Origin of the sequence: Hoeflea sp. Naph1, from assembly GCF_046837775.1 — a bacterium.
Taxonomy (GTDB): Bacteria; Pseudomonadota; Alphaproteobacteria; order Rhizobiales; family Rhizobiaceae; genus Hoeflea.
Genome location: NZ_CP177286.1, coordinates 4,159,841 through 4,179,911, shown reverse-complemented (window position 1 = coordinate 4,179,911; position 20,071 = coordinate 4,159,841). Strand labels below are relative to the sequence as shown.

Here is a 20,071-nt window from a genome sequence, read left to right as displayed (position 1 = left end):
GACCAAGATGGACATCGCAACTGAAACCAACACTGCAATCGAGTCTCCTGAAGCTGTAAAGCAGAGCCGCCGTTCTGGCGGGCGCGCCAGCCGGGTAGCCGCCAGATCGGCACCGCTGGCTGTCAATCTCAGGCCAATACGGGCTGGAATGAGCGGTGGGCAATATTCACCGCTGAGCCACGCCAATGTGCTTCGCATTCACGAGGCAGCACTCGATGCGCTGGAAACCATAGGGCTTTCGCAGGCTCCGCCGTCGGGTGTTGAAATTCTCACCGGCGCAGGCGCTATCCTTGGTGATGACGGGCGCATCCGCTTTCCGCGTGCGCTGGTCGAGGACATGCTGGCGCTCGCCAACAAGGATCTGGTGCTGTTCGGACGCGATCCGGCCCACGATCTCAATCTGTCCGGAACCCGGGTTCATTACGGCACGGCTGGTGCTGCGGTCCACATTGTCGATGTCGAGAACCGGAATTATCGCGAGTCGACGGCGAAGGATCTGTATGACGCGGCGCGGATCACCCACGCGCTCGACAATGTGCACTTCTTTCAGCGCGCCATGGTCTGCCGCGACGTGGTCGACAATTACGAGATGGACATCAACACCATCTATGCCTGTTGCGCAGGCACCACCAAGCATGTCGGCACCAGTTTTTCTGATCCGTCTCATTTCGAAGGCTGCCTCGATCTCATTCACATGATTGCCGGCGGTGAGGCCAACTGGCGGGCCCGGCCGTTCGTCTCCAATTCCAATTGCTTTGTGGTGCCGCCGATGCGGTTTGCAGAAGAGAGCTGCGTCACCATGGAAAAATGCGTTCGCGCGGGCATGCCGGTGCTGCTGCTTTCAGCCGGGCAGGCGGGCGCCACTGCGCCGGCGCTGCTGGCCACCGCGATCGTGCAGGCGGTGGCTGAATGCCTGGCAGGCGTGGTTTATGTCAACGCCATGGCGCCGGGTCATCCGGCGGTGTTCGGCACATGGCCTTTCGTTTCCGATTTGCGTACAGGGGCGATGTCGGGCGGCTCCGGCGAACAGGCGCTGCTGTCGGCCGGATGTGCCCAGATGCACCGATTTTACGGCTTGCCGGGTGGCGCCGCCGCCGGTATCGCCGATGCGAAACTGCCCGACATGCAGGCCGGCTGGGAGCAGGCGATCTCGAACACCATGGCAGGGCTGAGCGGTCTCAACATGGTCTATGAAGCAGTTGGCATGCACGCCTCGCTGCTCGGATTCTGCATGGAATCGCTGGTGCTTGGCGACGACCTTCTGGGCCAGGTGTTGCGCTGCGTGCGCGGGATCGATGTGACCGAGGACAGCGTCAGCCTGGACGCGATGCGGGAGGTTTGCCTGGAGGGGCCCGGCCACTATCTCGGCCATCCGCAGACGCTGGGCGTGATGCAAACCGAATATGTCTACCCGGCGATGGCAGATCGGACCAGCCCGAAGGAATGGGCTGAAATCGGCAAGCCGGATCTGGTACAAAAGGCGATCGAGCGGAAAAACAAAATTCTGGCGCAGTCTTCGGCTCCCTTGTTTGATGCCGCGACCGACGCTGCAATCCGCGCGGCGTTCAACATTTATGTATGAGGCATGATTGATGAGTATCCCGGACAATATTGCACGGTTTTATATCAATGGGGGCTGGGTGGAGCCTTCCTCCGGGGCGACGATGATGGACGTTGTCAACCCGGCCACCGAGGCAAGCGTAGCTCGCGTGGCGCTTGGCACCCGGCAGGACGCTGAAAAGGCCATCGCAGCAGCGCGGGCGGCTTTTCCGGCATTCAGCGCCTGGTCGGTGGCGGATCGGCTGGCGTTGCTCGGTCGCATCCGCGATGGCTATGAAGCGCGGCTCGACGAGATCGCCGAAGCCATCATCATGGAAATGGGCGCACCAATGAAGATGTCGCGCTCCGAGCAGGCGGCCTCCGGGCTGAGCCATATCGAAGCCACGATAACGGCGCTGAATGACTTCGTGTTCGAGGAAATGCGCGGCACAACGCTGGTCGTGCACGAAGCCATCGGGGTTGCCGGCCTGATCACGCCGTGGAACTGGCCGATGAACCAGATTGCCTCCAAGGTGGCGCCGGCGCTCGCCGCAGGCTGCACCATGGTGCTCAAGCCGAGCGAAATCGCGCCTTTGAGCGGCATTGTGTTTGCCGAGATCCTGCATGAGGCAGGCGTGCCGGCTGGCGTGTTCAATCTGGTCAATGGTGACGGTCCTGGGGTGGGACAGGTGCTGAGCAGCCATCCCGATATCGACATCGTCTCCTTCACCGGATCGACGCGGGCGGGCATCCTTGTGGCCAAGTCAGCAGCCGATACGGTCAAGCGCGTGGCGCAGGAACTGGGCGGCAAATCACCCAACATCATTCTGGCAGATGCTGATCTCAACGCCGCGGTGAGCAGTGGTGTCGAGTGGTGCTTCGGCAACAGCGGCCAGTCCTGCGACGCACCGACACGGATGCTGGTGCCACGGGACCGCCACGAGGAAGCATTGGCGATTGCAAAACAGACAGCCGAGAGGCTTGTCACCGGCGATCCGCTTGATCCGAAAACCAATCTGGGGCCGGTGATCAGCCAGGTTCAGTATGACAAGATCCAGGGGCTTATTGCGTCAGGCATTCAGGATGGTGCGACGCTGGTGACCGGCGGGCGCGACCGGCCCGAAGGCTTGAGCCATGGCTACTATGTCCGGCCGACCGTGTTTGGCGGGGTGACGCCTGATATGCGGATCGCGCGCGAGGAAATCTTCGGTCCGGTGCTCGCCATCATGCCTTACGATACGGAAGAGCAGGCGGTCGAAATCGCCAATGACACGGTCTACGGGCTTGCCGCCTATGTGCAGTCCGGCGATCTCGAACATGGGCGGGTGATCGCGCGGCAGATGCGCGCCGGGCAAGTGCATATCAACTACCCCGATGCAGACATGTTCGCCCCATTCGGTGGCTACAAGCAATCGGGCAATGGCCGCGAATATGCCGACTGGGGCATGCGCGATTATCTCGAAACCAAGGCGTTGATCGGCCACGGCTAAAACCGCGCATTCACCATCATCTGAACTTGCATATTTGGAGCATCACCATGCGCTATGGTTTCATCGGCTTGGGCAATCTCGGCGGGCATATGGCGGCAAGCCTGTTGCGCGAAGGCTTTGACGTTTCGGTCACCGATATCGATCCGTCTTTGGCCAAGCGTCATCTGGATATGGGCAAGGGCTGCCTTTGGGCTGACACGCCAGCAGACCTGGCGCGCGACTGCGACGCGATCATCACCTGTCTGCCGTCGCCGGCAGTGTCTGAGAAAGTGCTCACCGAAATGCTGACCACGGCCAGACCCGGAACCACGTGGATCGAGATGTCGACGCTCGGCCGCGATGATATTTTGAGGCTTGCCACGGTCGCCTCAGCCAAGGGCATCGAAACAATGGAGGCGCCGGTGACCGGCGGTGTGCATTTGGCGGCGCAGGGCAAGATCACCGTGCTGGCCGGCGGCGAACAGCATCTGTTCAACAAGCACAAGCCTGCGTTTGAGGCGATGGGTGACAAGATCTTCCATATGGGACCGCTCGGCTCCGCGTCGATCATCAAGGTGATCACCAACATGCTGGCCTTCATTCATCTGGTGGCTGACGGCGAAGCGCTGATGCTGGCCAAGCGCGGCGGGCTCGACCTGAAGACAGCGTGGGAAGCCATTGCCGCCAGTTCCGGCTCGAGTTTTGTGCATGAGACGGAAGGGCAGCTGATCCTAAACGGCAGCTATGACGTTGCCTTCAATATGGATCTGGCGCTCAAGGATCTTGGTTTTGCGATGAATTTCGGCCGGGAATTCGGTGTACCGATGGATCTGGCCGGACTGACCAACCAGACCTTCGTGCGCGGCAAGGCGGCCTATGGCGGCGATGCGCAATCGACCCAGATCGTCAAGCTGCTGGAGGATGTGCTCGAGACCGATCTGCGCGCTGATGGGTTTTCTGCACGGCTTGAATAGGGGCAGGGCTAGGGTCAAAAAGTCATCGCGAGCCAGCGGCGTGATCTTTCGCGCGACATGACGTCGATCAATACGCTGCTCGCCAGTCTGGTGCATTGTAGGCCAACAGCAACAGGCAGCGAGAGACATCATGTTCAAGAATGCGGTCCAGCTTTTTGAAATTTTCGGCTTCAAGCTCCGGGTCGACCCTAGCTGGCTTTTGATCGCCGCGCTGATCGTGTGGAGCCTGTCGACCTCCTATTTTCCGGAGATGTTGCCGGCCCAGACGGCCACGTTTTACACGACCCTAGGCATAGTTGCGATGCTCGGGATGTTTGTCTCGTTGGTCCTTCATGAACTGGCGCATTCGGTGGTGGCCCGGGCCTATGGTCTTGAGATCGGCGGCATCACCCTGTTCATTTTTGGCGGGGTGGCCGAACTGGAGGAAGAACCGCACACGCCGAAATCCGAGTTCCAGATTGCCATTGCCGGGCCGTTGATGAGCCTGGCGCTAGCCGGCCTGTTCTATCTGGCGTCGGACCCGTTCATCGACGGCGACAACATCGGCGCGATTGGAGCGGTGCTTGGGTATCTTGCACTGATAAACTTGGTGCTTGCGGTGTTCAATCTGGTTCCGGCGTTCCCGCTTGATGGTGGGCGGGTTTTCCGTGCGGCGATCTGGCAACTGACCGGTGATGTGGTTCGGGCGACACGCATTTCCAGCCGCATCGGCACGTTTTTCGGTCTGTTTTTGATGGTCACGGGCGCTTTTGCCGTGTTCGGCGGTCAGGGTATCGGTGGCGTGTGGCAGATCCTGATCGGCTTTTTCGTCATCAATGCCTCCAGCGGCAGCTATCAGAACCTGCTTATCAAAAACTCTCTGCGCGGCAAGTCGGCACGGATGCTGATGAGTGATCTGCTCTGGACTGTTGATGCCGATGCAACGATTGCGCAATTGGTCGACGATGTGATGCTGCGTCGCGGCGTAAGCTTCGTGCCGGTTCTCTCCCAGGGTCGCCTGTTCGGTTATGTCGATGCCGCAGGCGTAAGGTCGATCGATCGGGCGGAATGGCCCATCAGGCGGGTCGCTGAGGTGGCAATCCCGGCCGGCTCCGACAACACGGTAACGCCCGATACGCCGCTCGACGAAGTGTTCAAGCGGCTGGGCGCTGGCACGCGGCGCAAGTTGATGGTGGCCAATGCCGACAAGCTGATCGGCGTGATTTCGCTGTCCGATGTTGTGCATTATCTGGCGCTGCAGCAGGAAATAGGCACCACAATGAAGACCGGGCATTAGCCTTGGTCAGGACGGTTCCGTCGGAAGTGGTGAAGCAACGAGCAAGCAAATCTGAGGAATGAGGACACTATGGTGATCAATGGTCTGACGGATATGTTAAACCGGGTTTCGCAGGCGCGGGATCTCGACGCAGAGCTCTATGCCGACGTGATAAGTGCGCTGCAAACCGCATTCCCGGACGAGAATTTTGGCGAATCCGGAGCTCTGGCCGCACGCCATCCAACCGATGCAGCACTGCACATGGTCAATACCCACCTGCCGGGATGGTCAATCACGCTCAAGGGTAAGGCACATGAGGTGGATGGCGACTGGAGCTGCACGCTGCGGCAATCGGATTCGCGCGACAATGATGCGATGATCGGCGTCGGTAGCGGCCCGACACTGGCCTTGGCGCTGCTGGTTGCGTTTCTCAAACTCAACGTCCGGCGCGCCGCGCAATAGTCGCTGAGCCAGACCAGCCGGGGGCTGGCCCGCCGGTCGGCCCACCGATTATTTTTTGGCAGCTTGATGTATATCAATGGAATTGCATGCACAGCCGTTAAGGTTTCAGTCTGGCGTTGTTTGATCACACTGACGGGAAAGGCGCCCGGCCTCCCTGCGGAATGCAGATCGAAGCGCGAAACTAGGGTGGAGATCATCATGAACCATGTTCGGAAAAGCTCGGGCTGTCTCGCAATCGCGGCAGCATTTTTTCTTGCGTCCGCTCCGATGGCGGCAGCGTTTACCGCCTGCCAGGTCACCGATACTGGCGGTATTGACGACAACAGCTTCAACCAGACAGCCTGGAAGGGTGTCGAGGACGCCAAGAAGGAACTTGGCATTGAGGGCCGGTTTCTCGAATCCCAGGCCGAGACCGATTACGAAGCGAATATCAATTCGCTGATCGGCGGCCAATGCGACGTGATCATTACCGTCGGCTTCCTGCTTGGCGACGCCACCAAGAATGCCGCGCTGGCCAACCCGGATCAGAAATTCTCGATCGTCGATTTTGCCTATGACCCGATGGTGCCGAACATCTTGGGCCAAGTCTATGCCACCGACGAAGCTGCCTTCCTCGCCGGTTACCTGGCCGCCGGGATGAGCGAAACCGGCGTACTCGGCGTGTTCGGCGGAATCAATATCCCTCCGGTGACGATCTTCATGGACGGCTTTGCCGCTGGTGCCAGCTATTACAATGAACAGAAGGGTACCTCTGTGACCGTGCTCGGCTGGGACCCGAAAGCCCGCGAGGGCCTGTTCACCAACAATTTCGAGTCGCTCGATGACGGGCGTGCCTTTGCCCAGAATCTTTACGACGAAGGCGCCGATATCATCGTCCCCGTGGCCGGGCCGGTTGGTCTCGGGTCGGCAACGCTGGCCGCGGAACTGGGCGCCGACAAACTCAAGATCATCGGTGTCGATGCCGATCTTTATTTCAGCGACCCCGAGCACAAGCAGGTGTATCTGACATCGATCACCAAGCGGATGGACGCCACCGTTTTCGACGTCATCAAGAGCGTGATGGGTGGCAAGTTCGAAGGTGGTGTGCTTGAGGGATCGCTCGCCAATGGCGGTGTCGACCTGGCGCCGTTCCATGATCTCGAAGATGCGGTTCCGGCCGAGTTGAAGCAGGAACTCGAGACCATTCGTGCCGGCATCATCGACGGCTCGATTTCCGTAGACAACAAGTAGCGCACCGGCAGCGCATCGAGTCAGGGGGTGGCCAATTCCACTTCCTGGCCCGGTTTCCCGTCTGGTTCCCGAGCCTGTCAGTTGCAGATGCATGATCTGAAGCGGTTGAATTTTTCGAACTGCCCAGGCTGAAACAACCGCAAGTGCCCTACGCGCTCGCCGCCCGGGCATGCTCTGCGCTTTTTGCGGATTACCGGTTGCCAGCTCACGCAGTCGCATCTGAGAACGGTCGGCTCTAAATGTCAGAGTGTATGAAATGGATGTCGAACTTCGCGGAATTACCAAGCGTTTCGGGTCGGTGGTCGCCAATTCAGGCGTCAACCTGACCATTCGCAGTGGTGAAGTGCTCGGTCTGCTGGGTGAAAACGGCGCCGGCAAGTCTACCCTGATGAATGTGTTGAGCGGCCTCTACCGTCCTGATGAAGGCGAAATATTGATCGACGGCAAGCCTGTCATCTTTGATGGGCCGGGTGCGGCGATCAAGGCGGGTATCGGCATGGTGCATCAGCATTTCATGCTGGTCCCGGTTTTCACCGTGGCCGAGAATGTCGTGCTCGGTGTCGAGCCGACCGACCGGATGGACTATCTGGACCTTGATGTCGCCAGGGCTCAGGTCAGGCAGATTCACGAGCAATACGGGTTGGAGGTCGATCCGGACGCGCTGATTGAAAACCTTCCGGTGGGTGTCCAACAGCGGGTGGAAATCATCAAGGTGCTGTTTCGCTCCGCCGAGGTGCTGATCCTCGATGAGCCGACCGCAGTGCTGACACCGCAGGAAGTCTCCGAGTTCTTCGAAATCGTCAAATCCCTGCGCGATGCCGGCAAGGCGCTGGTATTCATCACCCACAAGCTCAACGAAATTCTCGAAATCGCCGACCGGATCAGCGTCCTGCGCGGTGGTGAAATTGTTGGCGAAGGCGATCCGAAAAAACTGTCGACGACCGATCTGGCCGAGATGATGGTCGGACGGCCAGTGAGCTTCGATGTCATAAAGAAGCCCTATGAGCCGGGACCGTCGATGATCGAGGTAAGCGATCTGGTGGTGCTCAACAAGAACGATTCCGTGGCGGTCGACCATCTCGACTTTACCATCAAGAGCGGCGAAATCGTCGGGATCGCCGGTGTCCAGGGCAATGGCCAGTCGGCGCTTGTCGAGGCGCTGGCGGGCTTGCGTGAGGTGGTGGGCGGCTCGATCCGTTATGCTGGTAAGGACATCACGCGCGCTTCACCGCGGGCGCGCCACCGGATGGGCATTGCGCATATCCCGGAGGACCGGCAACGCACCGGCATCATCCCCAGTTTCACAGTCGCGGAAAACATGGTGCTCGACACCTATTATGACGAGCGCTTTTCGTCCGGGCTCGAGATCAAGTGGGACAAGGTCCGCAAGAACGCGGCGCAGAACGCCATTGAATTCGATGTCCGCACTCCATCGGTCTATGCCGAGGCCGGGCATCTGTCCGGCGGCAATCAGCAGAAGCTGGTGGTCGCGCGGGAAATGTCCCGCGACACCAAGTTCCTGATCGCGGCACAGCCGACCCGCGGCCTTGATGTTGGATCGATCGAATATATCCACCAGCGGCTGATTGATGCCCGCGACGAAGGCGACGGCGTGCTGATTGTCTCCTCGGAGCTCGACGAGATCCTGGCGCTGTCGGACCGGATCCTGGTGATGTTCAAGGGCAAGATCGTGGCCGAGTTCGACGCCAGCAAGGGCCCGGTGGACAAGAACGCGGTGGGACTGGCGATGGCGGGAGCAAAAGCATGAGCGATTCCAATATCGACAAGGCCGTTCAGGAGCTGCTCAAGCGCGCCGCGCCGGGGCGGACGGAATTCGAGGATCTGGTGATCGTGCCGGTGTTTGCCATCGCCGCGGCGCTGATTCTGGGCGCGCTGACGATGCTGGCCACCGGGGTGGAACCGGGCACGATCGCCCGGTCCTATCTGGCGCTGCTGAAAGGCTCGGTCGGTTCCGTCAACGCGATATCGGAAACGTTGACAGCAGCCACGCCGCTGGTGCTTGCCGGGTTGGGATTGGCGCTTGGCTTCCGCGCTGGATTGTTCAACATTGGCGCCGAGGGGCAGATCCTGGTTGGCGGCATGGCCTCGGTGATCGCCGGCTTCAGCCTTTCAGGACTGCCCTATATCGTGTTGTTGCCCATCAGCCTGCTGGCTGGCGCGCTGGTGGGCGGGCTCTATGCGGCAATTGCCGGGTGGTTGCGTGCAGCCACCGGCGCCCATGAGGTGATCTCGACGATCATGCTCAACCTGATTGCCTACAGACTGGTCGACTACATGTTGCGGCTGCCCTACGTGCAGCGCGCCGGGCGCAGCGACCCGATTTCCAAATCGGTTCCGGAAAATGCGCAATTGCCCAGGCTGCTGGAATGGATCGATCCAAACCTGCGGGTGCATGCGGGTATTTTTCTCGCACTCGCCGCAGTGCTGCTGGTCTACTGGATCCTGTACCGGACGAAGATCGGGTTCGAATTTCGCGCCAGCGGCGCAAGTCCCGATGCGGCGCGGTTTGCGGGTATGCGCTCCGGTCTGATCATTGTTGCTGCGATGGCGACAGCGGGCGCGCTTGCAGGGCTTGCCGGCTCGGCGCAGGTGCTGGGCGTGCTGGACCGGGCGACGCCGGGATTTTCGGCAGGGATCGGCTTCAACGCCATCGCGGTTGCGCTGCTGGGCCGGTCGCATCCGTTCGGCGTGCTTCTGGCCGGGCTGCTGTTCGGCGGGCTGGAGGCCGGAGGCAGACAGATGCAGGTTGACGCAGGGGTGAGCATCGACCTGATCGGCATCATCCAGTCCCTGATCATCGTGTTCATTGCTGCACCGCTATTGGTGCGGGCCATTTTCCCATGGGGCTTTCGCAAGCCCGGAACGGCGCGGAAGGAGTAGGTCATGACAACAATTCAAAATCCCACCGCCGATAGCCCGGCACGGCTTGATCTTGGAAAACAGAAACACGCCCGAATTTCCGGCGCAGTGCTGATCGCGTTGGCGGTGCTGGTGGCGCTGGTGTTTGGCGCCGGCAGCGAAGGCAGCGCCGTATTCAGGCTGTCACGGCCGACCGACGCGCTGGTGCTGCCCAATCTGAGAGTTCCGGCAGCCCAGTTCAATTTCATCGCTGCGGGCATTCTCGCATTCTTGGGCGCGCGACAGTTCCTGCGTGGTGGCGTGCGCTGGACATCGCTATCGCTCGGGCTCGGAATGACGCTGGCCGTGGTCGCGTTTCTGGTCTGGGCCACAGCCGGCAAGGCATTTTCGCTGACCGGCATGCTGCAGGCCACCATGGTTCGCGCCGTGCCGATTGCGCTTGGCGGTCTCGCCGGGGTGCTGTGCGAGCGCGTGGCGGTGGTCAATATCGCGATCGAGGGCATGCTGCTCGCCGGTGCCTTCACGGGCGCGCTGGTCGGTTCTTTGCTCGGTGGCATCGCCGGATTGACGGCTGCGGTAGCAATTGGCGGCTTGTTCGGTTTTTTCCTGGCGGCGCTGGTGGTGACCTACCGGATGGACCAGATCATCGCCGGGGTGGTGATCAACCTGTTCGTGCTGGGACTGACATCCTATGTCAGCAGTCAGGTGTTCCAGGAATACCGCTCGCTCAACAATGCGCCGGTGTTCCGGGCGATCAAGATTCCGTTGCTGGGCGACATTCCGGTGATCGGGCCGATGCTGTTTTATCAGAACATCTTTGTCTATGGCGCGTTGGTCATGGTGGCGGTGGCAACCTACTACCTGTTCTACACGCGCACCGGGCTCAGAGCCCGGGCGGTGGGTGAACATCCGCGGGCTGCCGATACGCTGGGGATCGATGTCTACCGCACCCGCTTCATCAATGTGACGCTGGGCGGCATGGTCGCAGGCTTTGGCGGCGCCTGGTTCACGTTGGGTTCGGTCGGCAGGTTTGACGAGAACATGACCGGCGGACGCGGCTATATCGGACTGGCTGCGATGATCTTCGGCCGGTGGCACCCGGTGGGCGCGCTGATGGCGGCGCTGGTGTTCGGTTTTGCCGATTCCATGCAGCAGAAGCTGGCCTTGCTGCAAACGCCGATCCCGTCGGAGTTTCTGGCAATGGCGCCCTATATCGCTACGATCATCGTGGTGGCCGGATTTGTCGGTCGGGCGCGTGCACCGGCAGCCGACGGGCAGCCCTATGTCAAGGAATAGGCTGCCGACATTTGTAAAACGAGGATAGCCATGGTTTGTCGGGAGCTTGGGGCGCGCCAGCTCTGCTGATACAGCTGTGAGGGCATCTCGGTGGCTGGTTGGCGGATTCGGCACGGGTATCAACGGCGAACGGGCAAACTGGAGCAATCACCCGGACAGATCGGCAGCTGCCAAATCTGCTTATAATCGCCGACGCCTGGCGGCCAATGCGGGGCAGGGTGGTGGATAATGATTCACACACGGCCACGCTCGCCTGCCTTGCGCTTTCCGGCGTTGATGCGCGCGCCCGGGCCATGTGTTTCTCCTGGCAAGCCTGCGCCGGACATTTTCTTGACGCCAATTATGAGAGCCTCGGTGTCGCGCCGTAAGCCGGGTTCAGGGCCGAATTGTTTCTCCTCGCAAGGTCGCCATTAATGGCTTCGGCAAAAATGCTAGCAATTGCAACTGGTTGTTTGGTTTCCGTTAACAAGCTGCAGCTACCGTAGCCAAGCGCATGATGCGGGAAAAAGCTGGCAAGGGCAATGAAACCGAATGTCGAATGGGTGTATCGCCCGTGCATGTTCGGACCGTCTTTCTGCCGATGAAGATGAAGACAAGTTGGATGAATGGATACCGGTCCGGTTCCGAGATCATCCAATGAATACGTGGTAGCAGGGCTCAGTAAATGCGTAGGCAGACACGAAACAGATGGCTTGATTGGAGCGCGGAGTTCAGTTTTTCCATCATCCTCCTAGGCTTGCTGATATTGGGAGTTCTTCTCATTCGATGGATCCAGGGTTCCGGCCAGCCGGAAATCGGCGGTTACGCCAGCACCGGCGTGATCCTCCTCGGCATCGTTGCCTGCATTCCACTGTTTTTGTTGATTTCGGTGCTGGATCTCAAAAGTCGGCTGAAATCCCTCGGCAAGGACCACGCCCGGGTTCTTGCGCAATCCGAACGCGACGCACTGACGGGGGTTTTCAATCGCGAGAAATTTGTCTTTGAGGCCAAGTCGGCGCTGGAAGCTCGTTCAAGTACATCGTTCTTTGCGCTGTTTCTGGCCGATATCGATCACTTCAAACAAGTCAATGACAGCCTTGGCCACCCGGCGGGGGATACGGTTCTGGTGCATTTTTCCGACAAACTGCGTTTGCATTTCCCCGACGCGCAGGTGGGCCGGCTGGGCGGCGACGAGTTCGCGGTGCTGATTGAGCACTCCGACCCGATTACCGCAAAATACGCGCATGGGCTGTGTGCCAGCCTCGAGACCGGGCTCTCAAAGGCAGCCAGTGTCGGCAACCATCGTTTGTCGGTCTCTGCGTCCATCGGCATTGCTCTGGCGCCGTATCACGGCAAGACTTGGAGTTCGCTGTTCACCAACGCTGACATGGCGCTTTATGCGTCGAAGAAAAACGGTCGCGCCTGTGCCACGGTGTTTGAGGAAGATATGCTGACCGACATCCGCAACGAGAAGGCGCTGGTTCGCGAGTTGCGCGCGGCCCTCCTGCTCAGGCATTTGCGGGTGGCCTATCAGCCGATCGTCGACGCCAAGGGCCAGTTGGTGGCTTTTGAGGCGCTTCTGCGCTGGCAGCATGCGCTCAGGGGTGTGATCCCGCCGGATGTGTTCATTCCTGTTGCTGAACGGGCATTGATGATCGGCGATATCGGCGATTATGTCTTGAGCCATGTGTGCGAAGACTTGGCCCAACTGCCGGACGTGCCGGTCAACGTGAACCTCTCGGCCAACCAGATCGCCAAACCCGAGTTGAAAGCCCAGATGCTCAAGATTCTTGCAGAAACCGGAACAGACCCGCACCGTATCGTTCTGGAAATCACTGAAAGCGCCTCGTTGGCGGCCAATCCGGTCATTGCCGCGCAGATCTCGGCGCTTCAGGAGGTTGGCTTCCGCATCGCGCTCGATGATTTCGGCATGGGCTATTCGGAGTTCAACCAGTTGCGGGCGCTGCCCTATGATGTGATCAAGATCGACAAGAGCTATATCGGGACCCTGGGCTCGGACCATGTCACCGATGTGTTTGTCAGTGCTGTGGTGGAAATCGCACGCCGCGCCGGCAATTACATTGTCGCCGAAGGGATTGAAACCGAGGCCGATCTCATGCGCGCCAGTGCTGCGGGTTGCGATCGCTTCCAAGGCTACTACTTCGGGAGACCGACTTTCATCGAGGACCTCGACGCCAGCCGTCTGAACTACGGCAACGAGGCGTCAGATACGGAGAGTAAGCGACAATTAGCCTGATCCCGAAATAAATGCCCGACGGGTTCCAAATTCCGTTGGTGCCCGTTTCCTGGCGGGAAGGGTCAGTTGTCCACCGTTTTCACATAACTGTCACGTCCTTGTCGTGATCCTGCAATCTCGCTGATGGCACATCGCCGGAAATCAAACTGGGAGATTGCCCTATGTCGAGATTGCTTTGTTTCACCTCCGCCCTTGCCATGATCGCCGCTTCGGCGTCGGCCGCGGAGATGAATTTCAACCGGGTTTCATCGCTGGCCACGCCCTCGAACATGGCCGCTGGCGAAGACATGAACCGTGAAACATCCGCAGAAATCATCGCTGCCAGCGAAGATGGCCAGCGTCTGGTCTATACCGACAGCCCGCTGGGTGTGATCGGCATCATCGATATCGCCGATCCGGCCAATCCCAAGCCGCTCGGCAACGTGTCGATGCAGCCCGCCGACGGTGGCGAAGCCGAGCCAACATCTGTCACCGTTATTGGCGGCAACGCTTTTGTCGCGGTCAACACCTCCAGTAATTATGTCGAGGTTGGCGGCAAGCTGCTGACCGTCGATATTGAAAGTCGCACTATTTCCGCAAGCTGTGATCTTGGTGGCCAGCCGGATTCGATTGCCAGCGCGAAGGACGGTTCGTTCCTGGCCATCGCCATTGAGAATGAGCGTGACGAGGACCTCGGTGACGGTGTTCTGCCGCAGATGCCTGCTGGCCAGGTTGCTTTCATCGACGTCAAGGATGGCGCAGCTGATTGTGCGAGCCTGCGGTTTTCCGATGTGACGGGTTTGGCCGAGATCGCGCCGGAAGATCCGGAGCCCGAATTTGTCGATATCAATAGCCTTGGCGAAACCGTGGTGACGCTGCAGGAAAACAACCACATCGTCGTGCTCGACCGTGCCGGCAAGGTGGTCTCGCACTTCTCTGCCGGTGCCGTGACGCTGGAAAATGTCGACCTTACCGATGAACGCGGCGCGCTGCGGTTCACCGAAACCCAGACAGACCGCAAGCGTGAACCCGATGCCGTTGGCTGGATCGATGACAATCATTTCGCCATTGCCAATGAAGGCGATTACGAGGGCGGATCGCGTGGTTGGACCATCTTCAACAAGGATGGCAACGTGGTTTATGATTCAGGCATGTCGTTCGAATATGCGATTGTTGAGGCGGGCCATTACCCGGACAAGCGCTCGGACGCCAAGGGCGCGGAGCCGGAATCGATCGAAGTCGCCACGTTTGACGGCAAGCCCTATGTGTTTGTCGGTGCCGAACGTGCGTCCATCATCGGTGTCTATGATGTCAGCAACCCGGCCGAGCCGGTGCTCACTCAGATGCTGCCGTCGGGCATAGCGCCTGAAGGCATCGTCGCCATCCCCTCGCTCAACCTGGTCGCATCGGCCAACGAAGCCGATCTGATTGAAGATGGTGGCGTGCGCAGCCATGTAATGCTGTATCAGCGCCAGGACGCGCCGGCCGCCTACCCGCAGATCACTTCGGAAGGGTCGGATGCGCTCATTGGCTGGGGCGCTCTGTCCGGTCTCGCCGCCGATGCCGACATCACCGGCAAGCTCTATGCGGTCAATGACAGCTTTTATGGCTATCAGCCGACGATCTTTACCATCGACGCCACCCAGACCCCGGCGCGCATCACCTCGGCACTGGAGATCACTCGGGCCGGTTTCCCTGCTCAAAAGCTTGACCTGGAAGGTGTGACGACGGACGGCAAGGATGGCTTCTGGCTGGCTTCGGAAGGCCGGACTGACCGGATGGTTCCTCATGCACTTTACCACGTCAACGCCAAGGGCGTGATCAAGCAGGAAATCTCCCTGCCTGAGGAACTGCTGGCGCAGGAGAAGCGCTTCGGCTTCGAAGGCATCGCGCGTCTTGGCGATACCTTGTGGATGCCGGTGCAGCGTCCTTGGACCGATGACGCCAAGAATGAGGTCAAGCTGGTGGCCTATAACACCAACAGCAAGGAATGGGGCGCTGTGCGCTACCAGCTCGATGCACCGGCCGACAAGGGTTGGGTCGGATTGTCCGACATCGAGATCCACGGCGACTATGCCTACATCATCGAGCGTGACAACCAGATCGGCACTAAGGCAGCGATCAAGAAGATCTTCCGCGTTGCCCTGAGCCAGATGGTTCCGGCAAAGCTGGGCAGTGAATTGCCGCTGGTGGAGAAGGAAGAAGTTCGCGACCTGCTTGACGAGCTGAAGGCACTCAACGGCTACGTGGTCGACAAGGTCGAAGGTCTTGCGATTGATGCCAACGGCAAGGGCTACATCGTCACCGACAATGACGGCGTCGACGACAGCTCCGGCGAAACCCTGTTCTTCACCGTCGACGGTCTGGCACCGGTTTCCAACTGACCGTAGGCATTGAAATAGTGAGCCCGGGCGTTGTCATGCGCCCGGCCTCTTGCAGTTCAGGTAGGTCTGTGACCGTTTGATGCTACGGCGAAGGCGGAGTCACCGATTTGCGCCATTGCGACAGGAACCGAGCCCGCTTGGCGCGGTCGAGCGATACCAGCAGCGCCGGTGACAACGGGATCGGCCGTAATGCCGGTTCCTTGTTGTCGGTCAGTCCGGGCAGGGCGCCGGGGCCGCTCAGCGGTGTGAGCAGGCGGGTTTCCCCGTCAAGGATCGCACGGCCTGCCGGGGATAGAACCAGCTCCAGAAACGCTCGGGCCGCGTTCGCCGCACGGGCTTCGCGCGGAATATAGCCGGCGCGGGCCAACACCAGTGTGTAATCGCTCGGCAGTACCACGCCGATGCGCGGGTCTTTTTCAGCCCGAGACAGCGCATAGGAGCCGAGCACGTTATAGCCGATCAGCGCGCGGCCGTCTGCAACCCGGTCGATGACTTCCGAGCTGCAACAGAAGGTGGCGACGTTGTTGCGGCCAAAGCCCTCGATCAGGCGTCCCCAGGTGCTGGCCTCGGTGGAATCCTGGAAGGCGAACAGATAGCCGACGCCGGATTCCTCGATATCGTAGGTGGCGATGCGACCGCTGAGCTTGTCGGATTGCCGCATCATGTCGATCAGGTCGAACCGGCTCAAGGGCGGACCTTCGGCGGCGAATTTGGCCCTGTTGTAAACGATCACCGCCGGCTCATAGGTCAGGCCGATCAGTTCGCCGCGCCATTGTGCCCAGTCAGGCAGGTCTGCGAGAACAGGGCTGCCGATCTCGCGGGCGCAGCCGCCATTGACCAGGCGTACCTGCTGGGCGATCGATGAGGAGATCACCAGATCGGCGAAAAATGTCCGGTCGGTGCAGGCTTGCGAGACGGTGGCGTCGAGACTGTTGGACGTATCCTCGATATAGCTGACCGAGATGCCAGGGTTCTGCTGTTGAAAAGCCGAAATCAGTGGCCGCATGAAATCAAGATCGGTGACGCTGGCGATCACCAGTTCGGTGTTGCCGGAAGCGGCTTCAAACCGGGTCAACGTTTCTGCGGCTTTCGGTTTGCCCGGTAGCGCGGCAATGGTGATCAGGGCCGTGCCCAAGAAAACTAACTTGGGATTGATCATGAAATATTGCCCCCCGGTATGGGAGGCGTTGATGGAGGCACCAGCGGCAATTCGACACCGACCAGAAAGCCGCCACCGGTTGTGCGTGCGGTGGTGATCGAGCCCTGGTGAAACTCGGCGACCTCGGCGACGATCGCCAGCCCCAGCCCGGCGCTTTGCGGGTTGGTGGTATCGCGGGCGAAACGCTGGCCGATGCGGCCCAACTGATCAGCGCTCATGCCGGGGCCGCTGTCATGGGCGGCAATCAATGCCCGGTTGTCGGGGGTGATGCTGACGCGCAGCCAGACCGGCGGTTGGCCATGGGACAGCGCGTTGGTGAGCAGGTTTCGGGCCGCTTCGCGCAGGCTGAAGGCATCGCCGGTCACCATCACCGGATCGTCAGGAAGATCGAGCTCGATGCCCTCTGAACCACCGGTGCGACGGGCTTCGCGCTCTGCCTCCACCGCCACCCGCCGCAGGTCGATCAGCGCCAGCGTTGCGGAATCGGCGCGGTGGGTCACCAGCGCATGCGATAGCAATTGATCGGTTAACCGGCTGACGCCGATCGCCCGGTCGCGGATGCGCCGCTGCAACGTCTTTAGCCGACCAGGATCGGTTTCCTCCATGGCGAGTTCGGTCTGGGCGCGCAGCGCAGTGATTGGGGTGCGCATCTGGTGGGCAGCGTCGGCGACAAACCCCTGCATGGCGCCGACCCGGCGGTCCAGGCGCGCCATGAAGCGGTTGATGGCGGCGACCAGCGCCTCGACTTCGCGTGGCGTGGTGGTGGTAAAGGGCGTCAGATCCTTCGGGTCGCGGGCCAGGATGGCGCGCTCAATGCGGCGCAAGGGGCTTAGCGCCAGCCGCATGGCGAGCAGCGCCAGGATCAGGGTAACGCCGCCGGCGATGACGACGCCAATCACCGCCCGGGTGACAATCTCATGGGCGAGTTCGGAGCGGGCGCGCAAGGTTTGCGCCACCACAACCGTAATCGGTCCACGCACCGCGCGCTCGGCGAGAAAGCGCTGCATGCGGATGGCGCGCACTGCTTCGCCTGAGAAGTCGGCGTCATAGAGCAAGGGTTCATCCCGGGGGGCGGTCTGTTCAGGCAATGGAAAATTCTCGTCGCCGGTCAGGGTCACGCCATCGGGACCGAGGATCCGGTAAAAGATCCGGTCTTCGGAAGCCAGCGACAGCAGGCCGAATGCCGAAAGCGGAATATCGATCACGGTTTCGCCTTCAACGACACTGATGCGTTCGGTGATCTGCAGCGCCGCGCCGGTCAGCAGCCGATCAAAAGCGCGGGTGGCCGCGGTCTGACCGTAGCTCAGTGCGGCGTAAACAGTGCCGGCCACGGCAATGGTCAAAAGCAGTGTCAGCAGAAGCGTCAATCGCCAGGCGATCGAATGGGCGGTTGCGGATGGAATGATTGCGGCTGGTGGGCTCACGGCAAGGCGGGTCCGGGTTCACAGGCGCGTGCCTGATAGCCGAGACCGCGCAGGGTCTTGATCTCCATGCCGGCTCCGGAAAGCTTGCGGCGCAGCCGGCCGACATAGAGCTCGATGGCATTGGGGCCAGCGTCGGCATCCATGCCGAACAACCGCATAATCAGCTCCTCTTTTTCAAGCACTCGCCCCTTGTTGGCTAAAAATATCTCCAGCAGCAATTGCTCGCGCGGGGTCAGCGACAGCGGTTCTCCATCCACGGTCGCCAGTCGCGTCACCATGTCGAATTCGAGATTGCCGGCCGACAGGCGGGCACCAGCCTCGCCGCTGCGGCGCCGGACGATGGCGCGGACCCGGGCTTCCAGCTCGCCCAGATCGAAGGGTTTGACCATGTAGTCATCCGCGCCGAAATCGAGCGCGCCGATCTTGTCGTCGACCGCCAGCCGCGCGGTCAGAACCAGAACCGGCACCGCGTTGCGTCGTCCTCGCAACCATTTGAGAAAATCCAGACCGGAGCCGTCGGGCAGGTTGATGTCGAGAATCACCAGATCATAGGTCGAGGCCGCGGCAAAATGCATCGCGTCGGCCAGCGAAGCGGCGCGGTCGCAGGCATGCCCGCCACGCTCCAGCCGTTCGATTATGGCTTCCGCGACATCGGCCGTGTCTTCAACGACCAGAAAATGCATGGTCTGGGGCCTCCCGCCGGCTGACAGCTTGTTGACAGCTTTGGCGGTTAGCATAGCCACCATTCCACCTTTGAGGAAAGGTGGCATCTTCATTGTGGAGGAAATCATGAAGAACATTATCACACGGCTTGCCGCAACCGCTGTTGCCGTCGTTTCGCTGACCGCAGCTTCCTACGCGTTCGAGCCGGAAGCTACCGAGTGCATTGCACCGGCCAACCCCGGCGGCGGCTGGGATTTCACCTGTCGTCAGGTCGGCAAGACGCTGCAGGATCTCAAGGCTGTGCCGGGCACCATGCAGGTCACCAATATGGCCGGCGGCGGTGGCGGCGTGGCCTTCGCTGAAGTCGTCAACAAGCGCAATGATGACAATGATCTGATCGTCGCTGCATCGTCAGCCACGTCCACCCGTCTGGCGCAGGGTGCCTATCCCGGCAACACCATGGATCAGGTGCGCTGGATCGGTGCGGTCGGCGCCGATTACGGCATCGTCGCGGTGGCCAAGGATTCGCCGGTCAACACGCTGCCCGAGCTTCTGGACATGATCAAGAAGGATCCCACCTCGGTCTCGATCGCCGGTGGGTCGGCCGTTGGCGGCTGGGATCATCTCAAGGTGCTGATCGCCGCCAAGAAGGCAGGCATCGATGATGTCCGGACCATCAAGTATGTTGCCTTCGATGGTGGCGGCGAGGCGGTCACGCAATTGCTCGCAGGCTCCGTGCAGGCGTTTACGGGCGATGCATCGGAGGCCAAGGGCTTTGTCGATTCCGGCGACATCAAGGTGCTGGCGGTGCTTGCGCCGGAGCGGCTTGAAGGCGATTTCGCCTCGTTCCCGACTGCCAAGGAGCAGGGCATCGACGTGATCGGCGCCAACTGGCGCGGGTTTTATGCGCCGGGCGGCATGTCCGACGAAGCATATGACTATTGGGTCAACGCCATCGGCGGTGTTTACGATAGCGACGAATGGAAGGGCGTGATGGCCCAGAATGGCCTCGCCCCGCTGAACCTGCGCGGCGCGGAATTCCAGGCTTTCGTTCAGGAATCGGTCGATTCGATCACGACCATTTCCAAGGAAATCGGCCTGATCCAGTAAGGATCGGGGCC

At 60.5% G+C, this 20,071-nt stretch carries 17 protein-coding genes; 13 read left to right on the top strand and 4 right to left on the bottom strand.

Translation table 11 applies throughout. The features are described 5' to 3' along the window. Positions 1 to 7: 7 nt before the first annotated feature. From ACK6D9_RS20100 to ACK6D9_RS20050, 11 genes are all read left to right on the top strand, one after another. A complete protein-coding gene (locus tag ACK6D9_RS20100; protein WP_412049857.1) occupies positions 8 to 1,582 on the top strand; it encodes a trimethylamine methyltransferase family protein in 1,575 nt (524 codons plus the stop codon). A gap of 10 nt (positions 1,583 to 1,592) precedes the next feature. Next, positions 1,593 to 3,029 (top strand): aldehyde dehydrogenase family protein, encoded by a 1,437-nt coding sequence (locus tag ACK6D9_RS20095; protein ID WP_412049856.1) that lies wholly within the window; start codon positions 1,593 to 1,595, stop codon positions 3,027 to 3,029. 41 nt (positions 3,030 to 3,070) lie between these two features. Continuing rightward, positions 3,071 to 3,982: an NAD(P)-dependent oxidoreductase gene (locus tag ACK6D9_RS20090; RefSeq protein ID WP_412051858.1), complete on the top strand. Its 912-nt coding sequence runs from the start codon at positions 3,071 to 3,073 to the stop codon at positions 3,980 to 3,982. Between the two features lie 130 nt (positions 3,983 to 4,112). Continuing rightward, positions 4,113 to 5,258: a site-2 protease family protein gene (locus ACK6D9_RS20085; protein ID WP_412049855.1), complete on the top strand. Its 1,146-nt coding sequence runs from the start codon at positions 4,113 to 4,115 to the stop codon at positions 5,256 to 5,258. Positions 5,259 to 5,327: 69 nt separating this feature from the next. Next, positions 5,328 to 5,699, top strand: coding sequence for a hypothetical protein (locus ACK6D9_RS20080; protein ID WP_412049854.1), 372 nt, complete (start codon positions 5,328 to 5,330; stop codon positions 5,697 to 5,699). A 198-nt stretch (positions 5,700 to 5,897) separates the two neighbouring features. Continuing rightward, a complete protein-coding gene (locus tag ACK6D9_RS20075; protein ID WP_412049853.1) occupies positions 5,898 to 6,929 on the top strand; it encodes a BMP family lipoprotein in 1,032 nt (343 codons plus the stop codon). A gap of 256 nt (positions 6,930 to 7,185) precedes the next feature. Then, complete coding sequence (locus ACK6D9_RS20070) at positions 7,186 to 8,697, top strand: ABC transporter ATP-binding protein (RefSeq protein WP_412049852.1); 1,512 nt, start codon at positions 7,186 to 7,188, stop codon at positions 8,695 to 8,697. After that, positions 8,694 to 9,830 carry an ABC transporter permease gene (locus ACK6D9_RS20065; protein WP_322989314.1) on the top strand — a complete coding sequence of 379 codons (1,137 nt, stop codon included), beginning with the start codon at positions 8,694 to 8,696 and terminating at the stop codon, positions 9,828 to 9,830. The genes ACK6D9_RS20070 and ACK6D9_RS20065 overlap by 4 nt, the downstream gene beginning before the upstream one ends. Before the next feature lie 3 nt (positions 9,831 to 9,833). Further along, positions 9,834 to 11,105, top strand: coding sequence for an ABC transporter permease (locus ACK6D9_RS20060; protein ID WP_412049851.1), 1,272 nt, complete (start codon positions 9,834 to 9,836; stop codon positions 11,103 to 11,105). 221 nt (positions 11,106 to 11,326) lie between these two features. After that, complete coding sequence (locus ACK6D9_RS20055) at positions 11,327 to 11,473, top strand: hypothetical protein (RefSeq protein WP_322989316.1); 147 nt, start codon at positions 11,327 to 11,329, stop codon at positions 11,471 to 11,473. A 377-nt stretch (positions 11,474 to 11,850) separates the two neighbouring features. Continuing rightward, complete coding sequence (locus ACK6D9_RS20050) at positions 11,851 to 13,341, top strand: putative bifunctional diguanylate cyclase/phosphodiesterase (RefSeq protein WP_412049850.1); 1,491 nt, start codon at positions 11,851 to 11,853, stop codon at positions 13,339 to 13,341. Positions 13,342 to 13,420: 79 nt separating this feature from the next. Here ACK6D9_RS20050 and ACK6D9_RS20045 read toward each other — a convergent pair whose 3' ends face one another. Next, positions 13,421 to 13,612 (bottom strand): hypothetical protein, encoded by a 192-nt coding sequence (locus ACK6D9_RS20045; protein WP_412051886.1) that lies wholly within the window; start codon positions 13,610 to 13,612, stop codon positions 13,421 to 13,423. Between ACK6D9_RS20045 and ACK6D9_RS20040 the strand changes: the two genes are divergently transcribed. Further along, positions 13,539 to 15,704, top strand: coding sequence for an esterase-like activity of phytase family protein (locus ACK6D9_RS20040; RefSeq protein ID WP_412051857.1), 2,166 nt, complete (start codon positions 13,539 to 13,541; stop codon positions 15,702 to 15,704). The two genes, ACK6D9_RS20045 and ACK6D9_RS20040, sit on opposite strands and share 74 nt — an antisense overlap. Before the next feature lie 82 nt (positions 15,705 to 15,786). On the opposite strand, the gene ACK6D9_RS20035 is transcribed toward ACK6D9_RS20040, so the two are convergent. From ACK6D9_RS20035 to ACK6D9_RS20025, 3 genes are read right to left on the bottom strand one after another with little or no spacing between them, the layout of a single operon-like run. After that, the gene (locus tag ACK6D9_RS20035) at positions 15,787 to 16,863 is read right to left on the bottom strand and encodes an ABC transporter substrate-binding protein (RefSeq protein ID WP_412049849.1); all 1,077 of its coding nucleotides are present in this window, start codon (positions 16,861 to 16,863) and stop codon (positions 15,787 to 15,789) included. Beyond that, positions 16,860 to 18,287: a sensor histidine kinase gene (locus ACK6D9_RS20030; RefSeq protein ID WP_412049848.1), complete on the bottom strand. Its 1,428-nt coding sequence runs from the start codon at positions 18,285 to 18,287 to the stop codon at positions 16,860 to 16,862. The genes ACK6D9_RS20035 and ACK6D9_RS20030 overlap by 4 nt, the downstream gene beginning before the upstream one ends. Then, positions 18,284 to 18,970, bottom strand: coding sequence for a response regulator transcription factor (locus ACK6D9_RS20025; RefSeq protein WP_412051856.1), 687 nt, complete (start codon positions 18,968 to 18,970; stop codon positions 18,284 to 18,286). Before ACK6D9_RS20025 ends, ACK6D9_RS20030 begins: the two co-directional genes overlap by 4 nt. A gap of 106 nt (positions 18,971 to 19,076) precedes the next feature. Here ACK6D9_RS20025 and ACK6D9_RS20020 point away from each other — a divergent pair, with 106 nt between their 5' ends. Next, positions 19,077 to 20,060, top strand: coding sequence for a Bug family tripartite tricarboxylate transporter substrate binding protein (locus ACK6D9_RS20020; RefSeq protein WP_267653718.1), 984 nt, complete (start codon positions 19,077 to 19,079; stop codon positions 20,058 to 20,060). Positions 20,061 to 20,071: the final 11 nt, after the last annotated feature.

Bases quoted from the DNA above. Each gene is read 5' to 3' on its own strand.
- ACK6D9_RS20100 (WP_412049857.1), top strand. From the start codon at position 8: ATGGACATCGCAACTGAAACCAACACTGCAATCGAGTCTCCTGAAGCT.
- ACK6D9_RS20095 (WP_412049856.1), top strand. From the start codon at position 1,593: ATGAGTATCCCGGACAATATTGCACGGTTTTATATCAATGGGGGCTGG.
- ACK6D9_RS20085 (WP_412049855.1), top strand. From the start codon at position 4,113: ATGTTCAAGAATGCGGTCCAGCTTTTTGAAATTTTCGGCTTCAAGCTC.
- ACK6D9_RS20080 (WP_412049854.1), top strand. From the start codon at position 5,328: ATGGTGATCAATGGTCTGACGGATATGTTAAACCGGGTTTCGCAGGCG.
- ACK6D9_RS20075 (WP_412049853.1), top strand. From the start codon at position 5,898: ATGAACCATGTTCGGAAAAGCTCGGGCTGTCTCGCAATCGCGGCAGCA.
- ACK6D9_RS20070 (WP_412049852.1), top strand. From the start codon at position 7,186: ATGGATGTCGAACTTCGCGGAATTACCAAGCGTTTCGGGTCGGTGGTC.
- ACK6D9_RS20065 (WP_322989314.1), top strand. From the start codon at position 8,694: ATGAGCGATTCCAATATCGACAAGGCCGTTCAGGAGCTGCTCAAGCGC.
- ACK6D9_RS20060 (WP_412049851.1), top strand. From the start codon at position 9,834: ATGACAACAATTCAAAATCCCACCGCCGATAGCCCGGCACGGCTTGAT.
- ACK6D9_RS20040 (WP_412051857.1), top strand. From the start codon at position 13,539: ATGATCGCCGCTTCGGCGTCGGCCGCGGAGATGAATTTCAACCGGGTT.
- ACK6D9_RS20045 (WP_412051886.1), bottom strand. From the start codon at position 13,612: ATGTTCGAGGGCGTGGCCAGCGATGAAACCCGGTTGAAATTCATCTCC.
- ACK6D9_RS20035 (WP_412049849.1), bottom strand. From the start codon at position 16,863: ATGATCAATCCCAAGTTAGTTTTCTTGGGCACGGCCCTGATCACCATT.
- ACK6D9_RS20025 (WP_412051856.1), bottom strand. From the start codon at position 18,970: ATGCATTTTCTGGTCGTTGAAGACACGGCCGATGTCGCGGAAGCCATA.
- ACK6D9_RS20020 (WP_267653718.1), top strand. From the start codon at position 19,077: ATGAAGAACATTATCACACGGCTTGCCGCAACCGCTGTTGCCGTCGTT.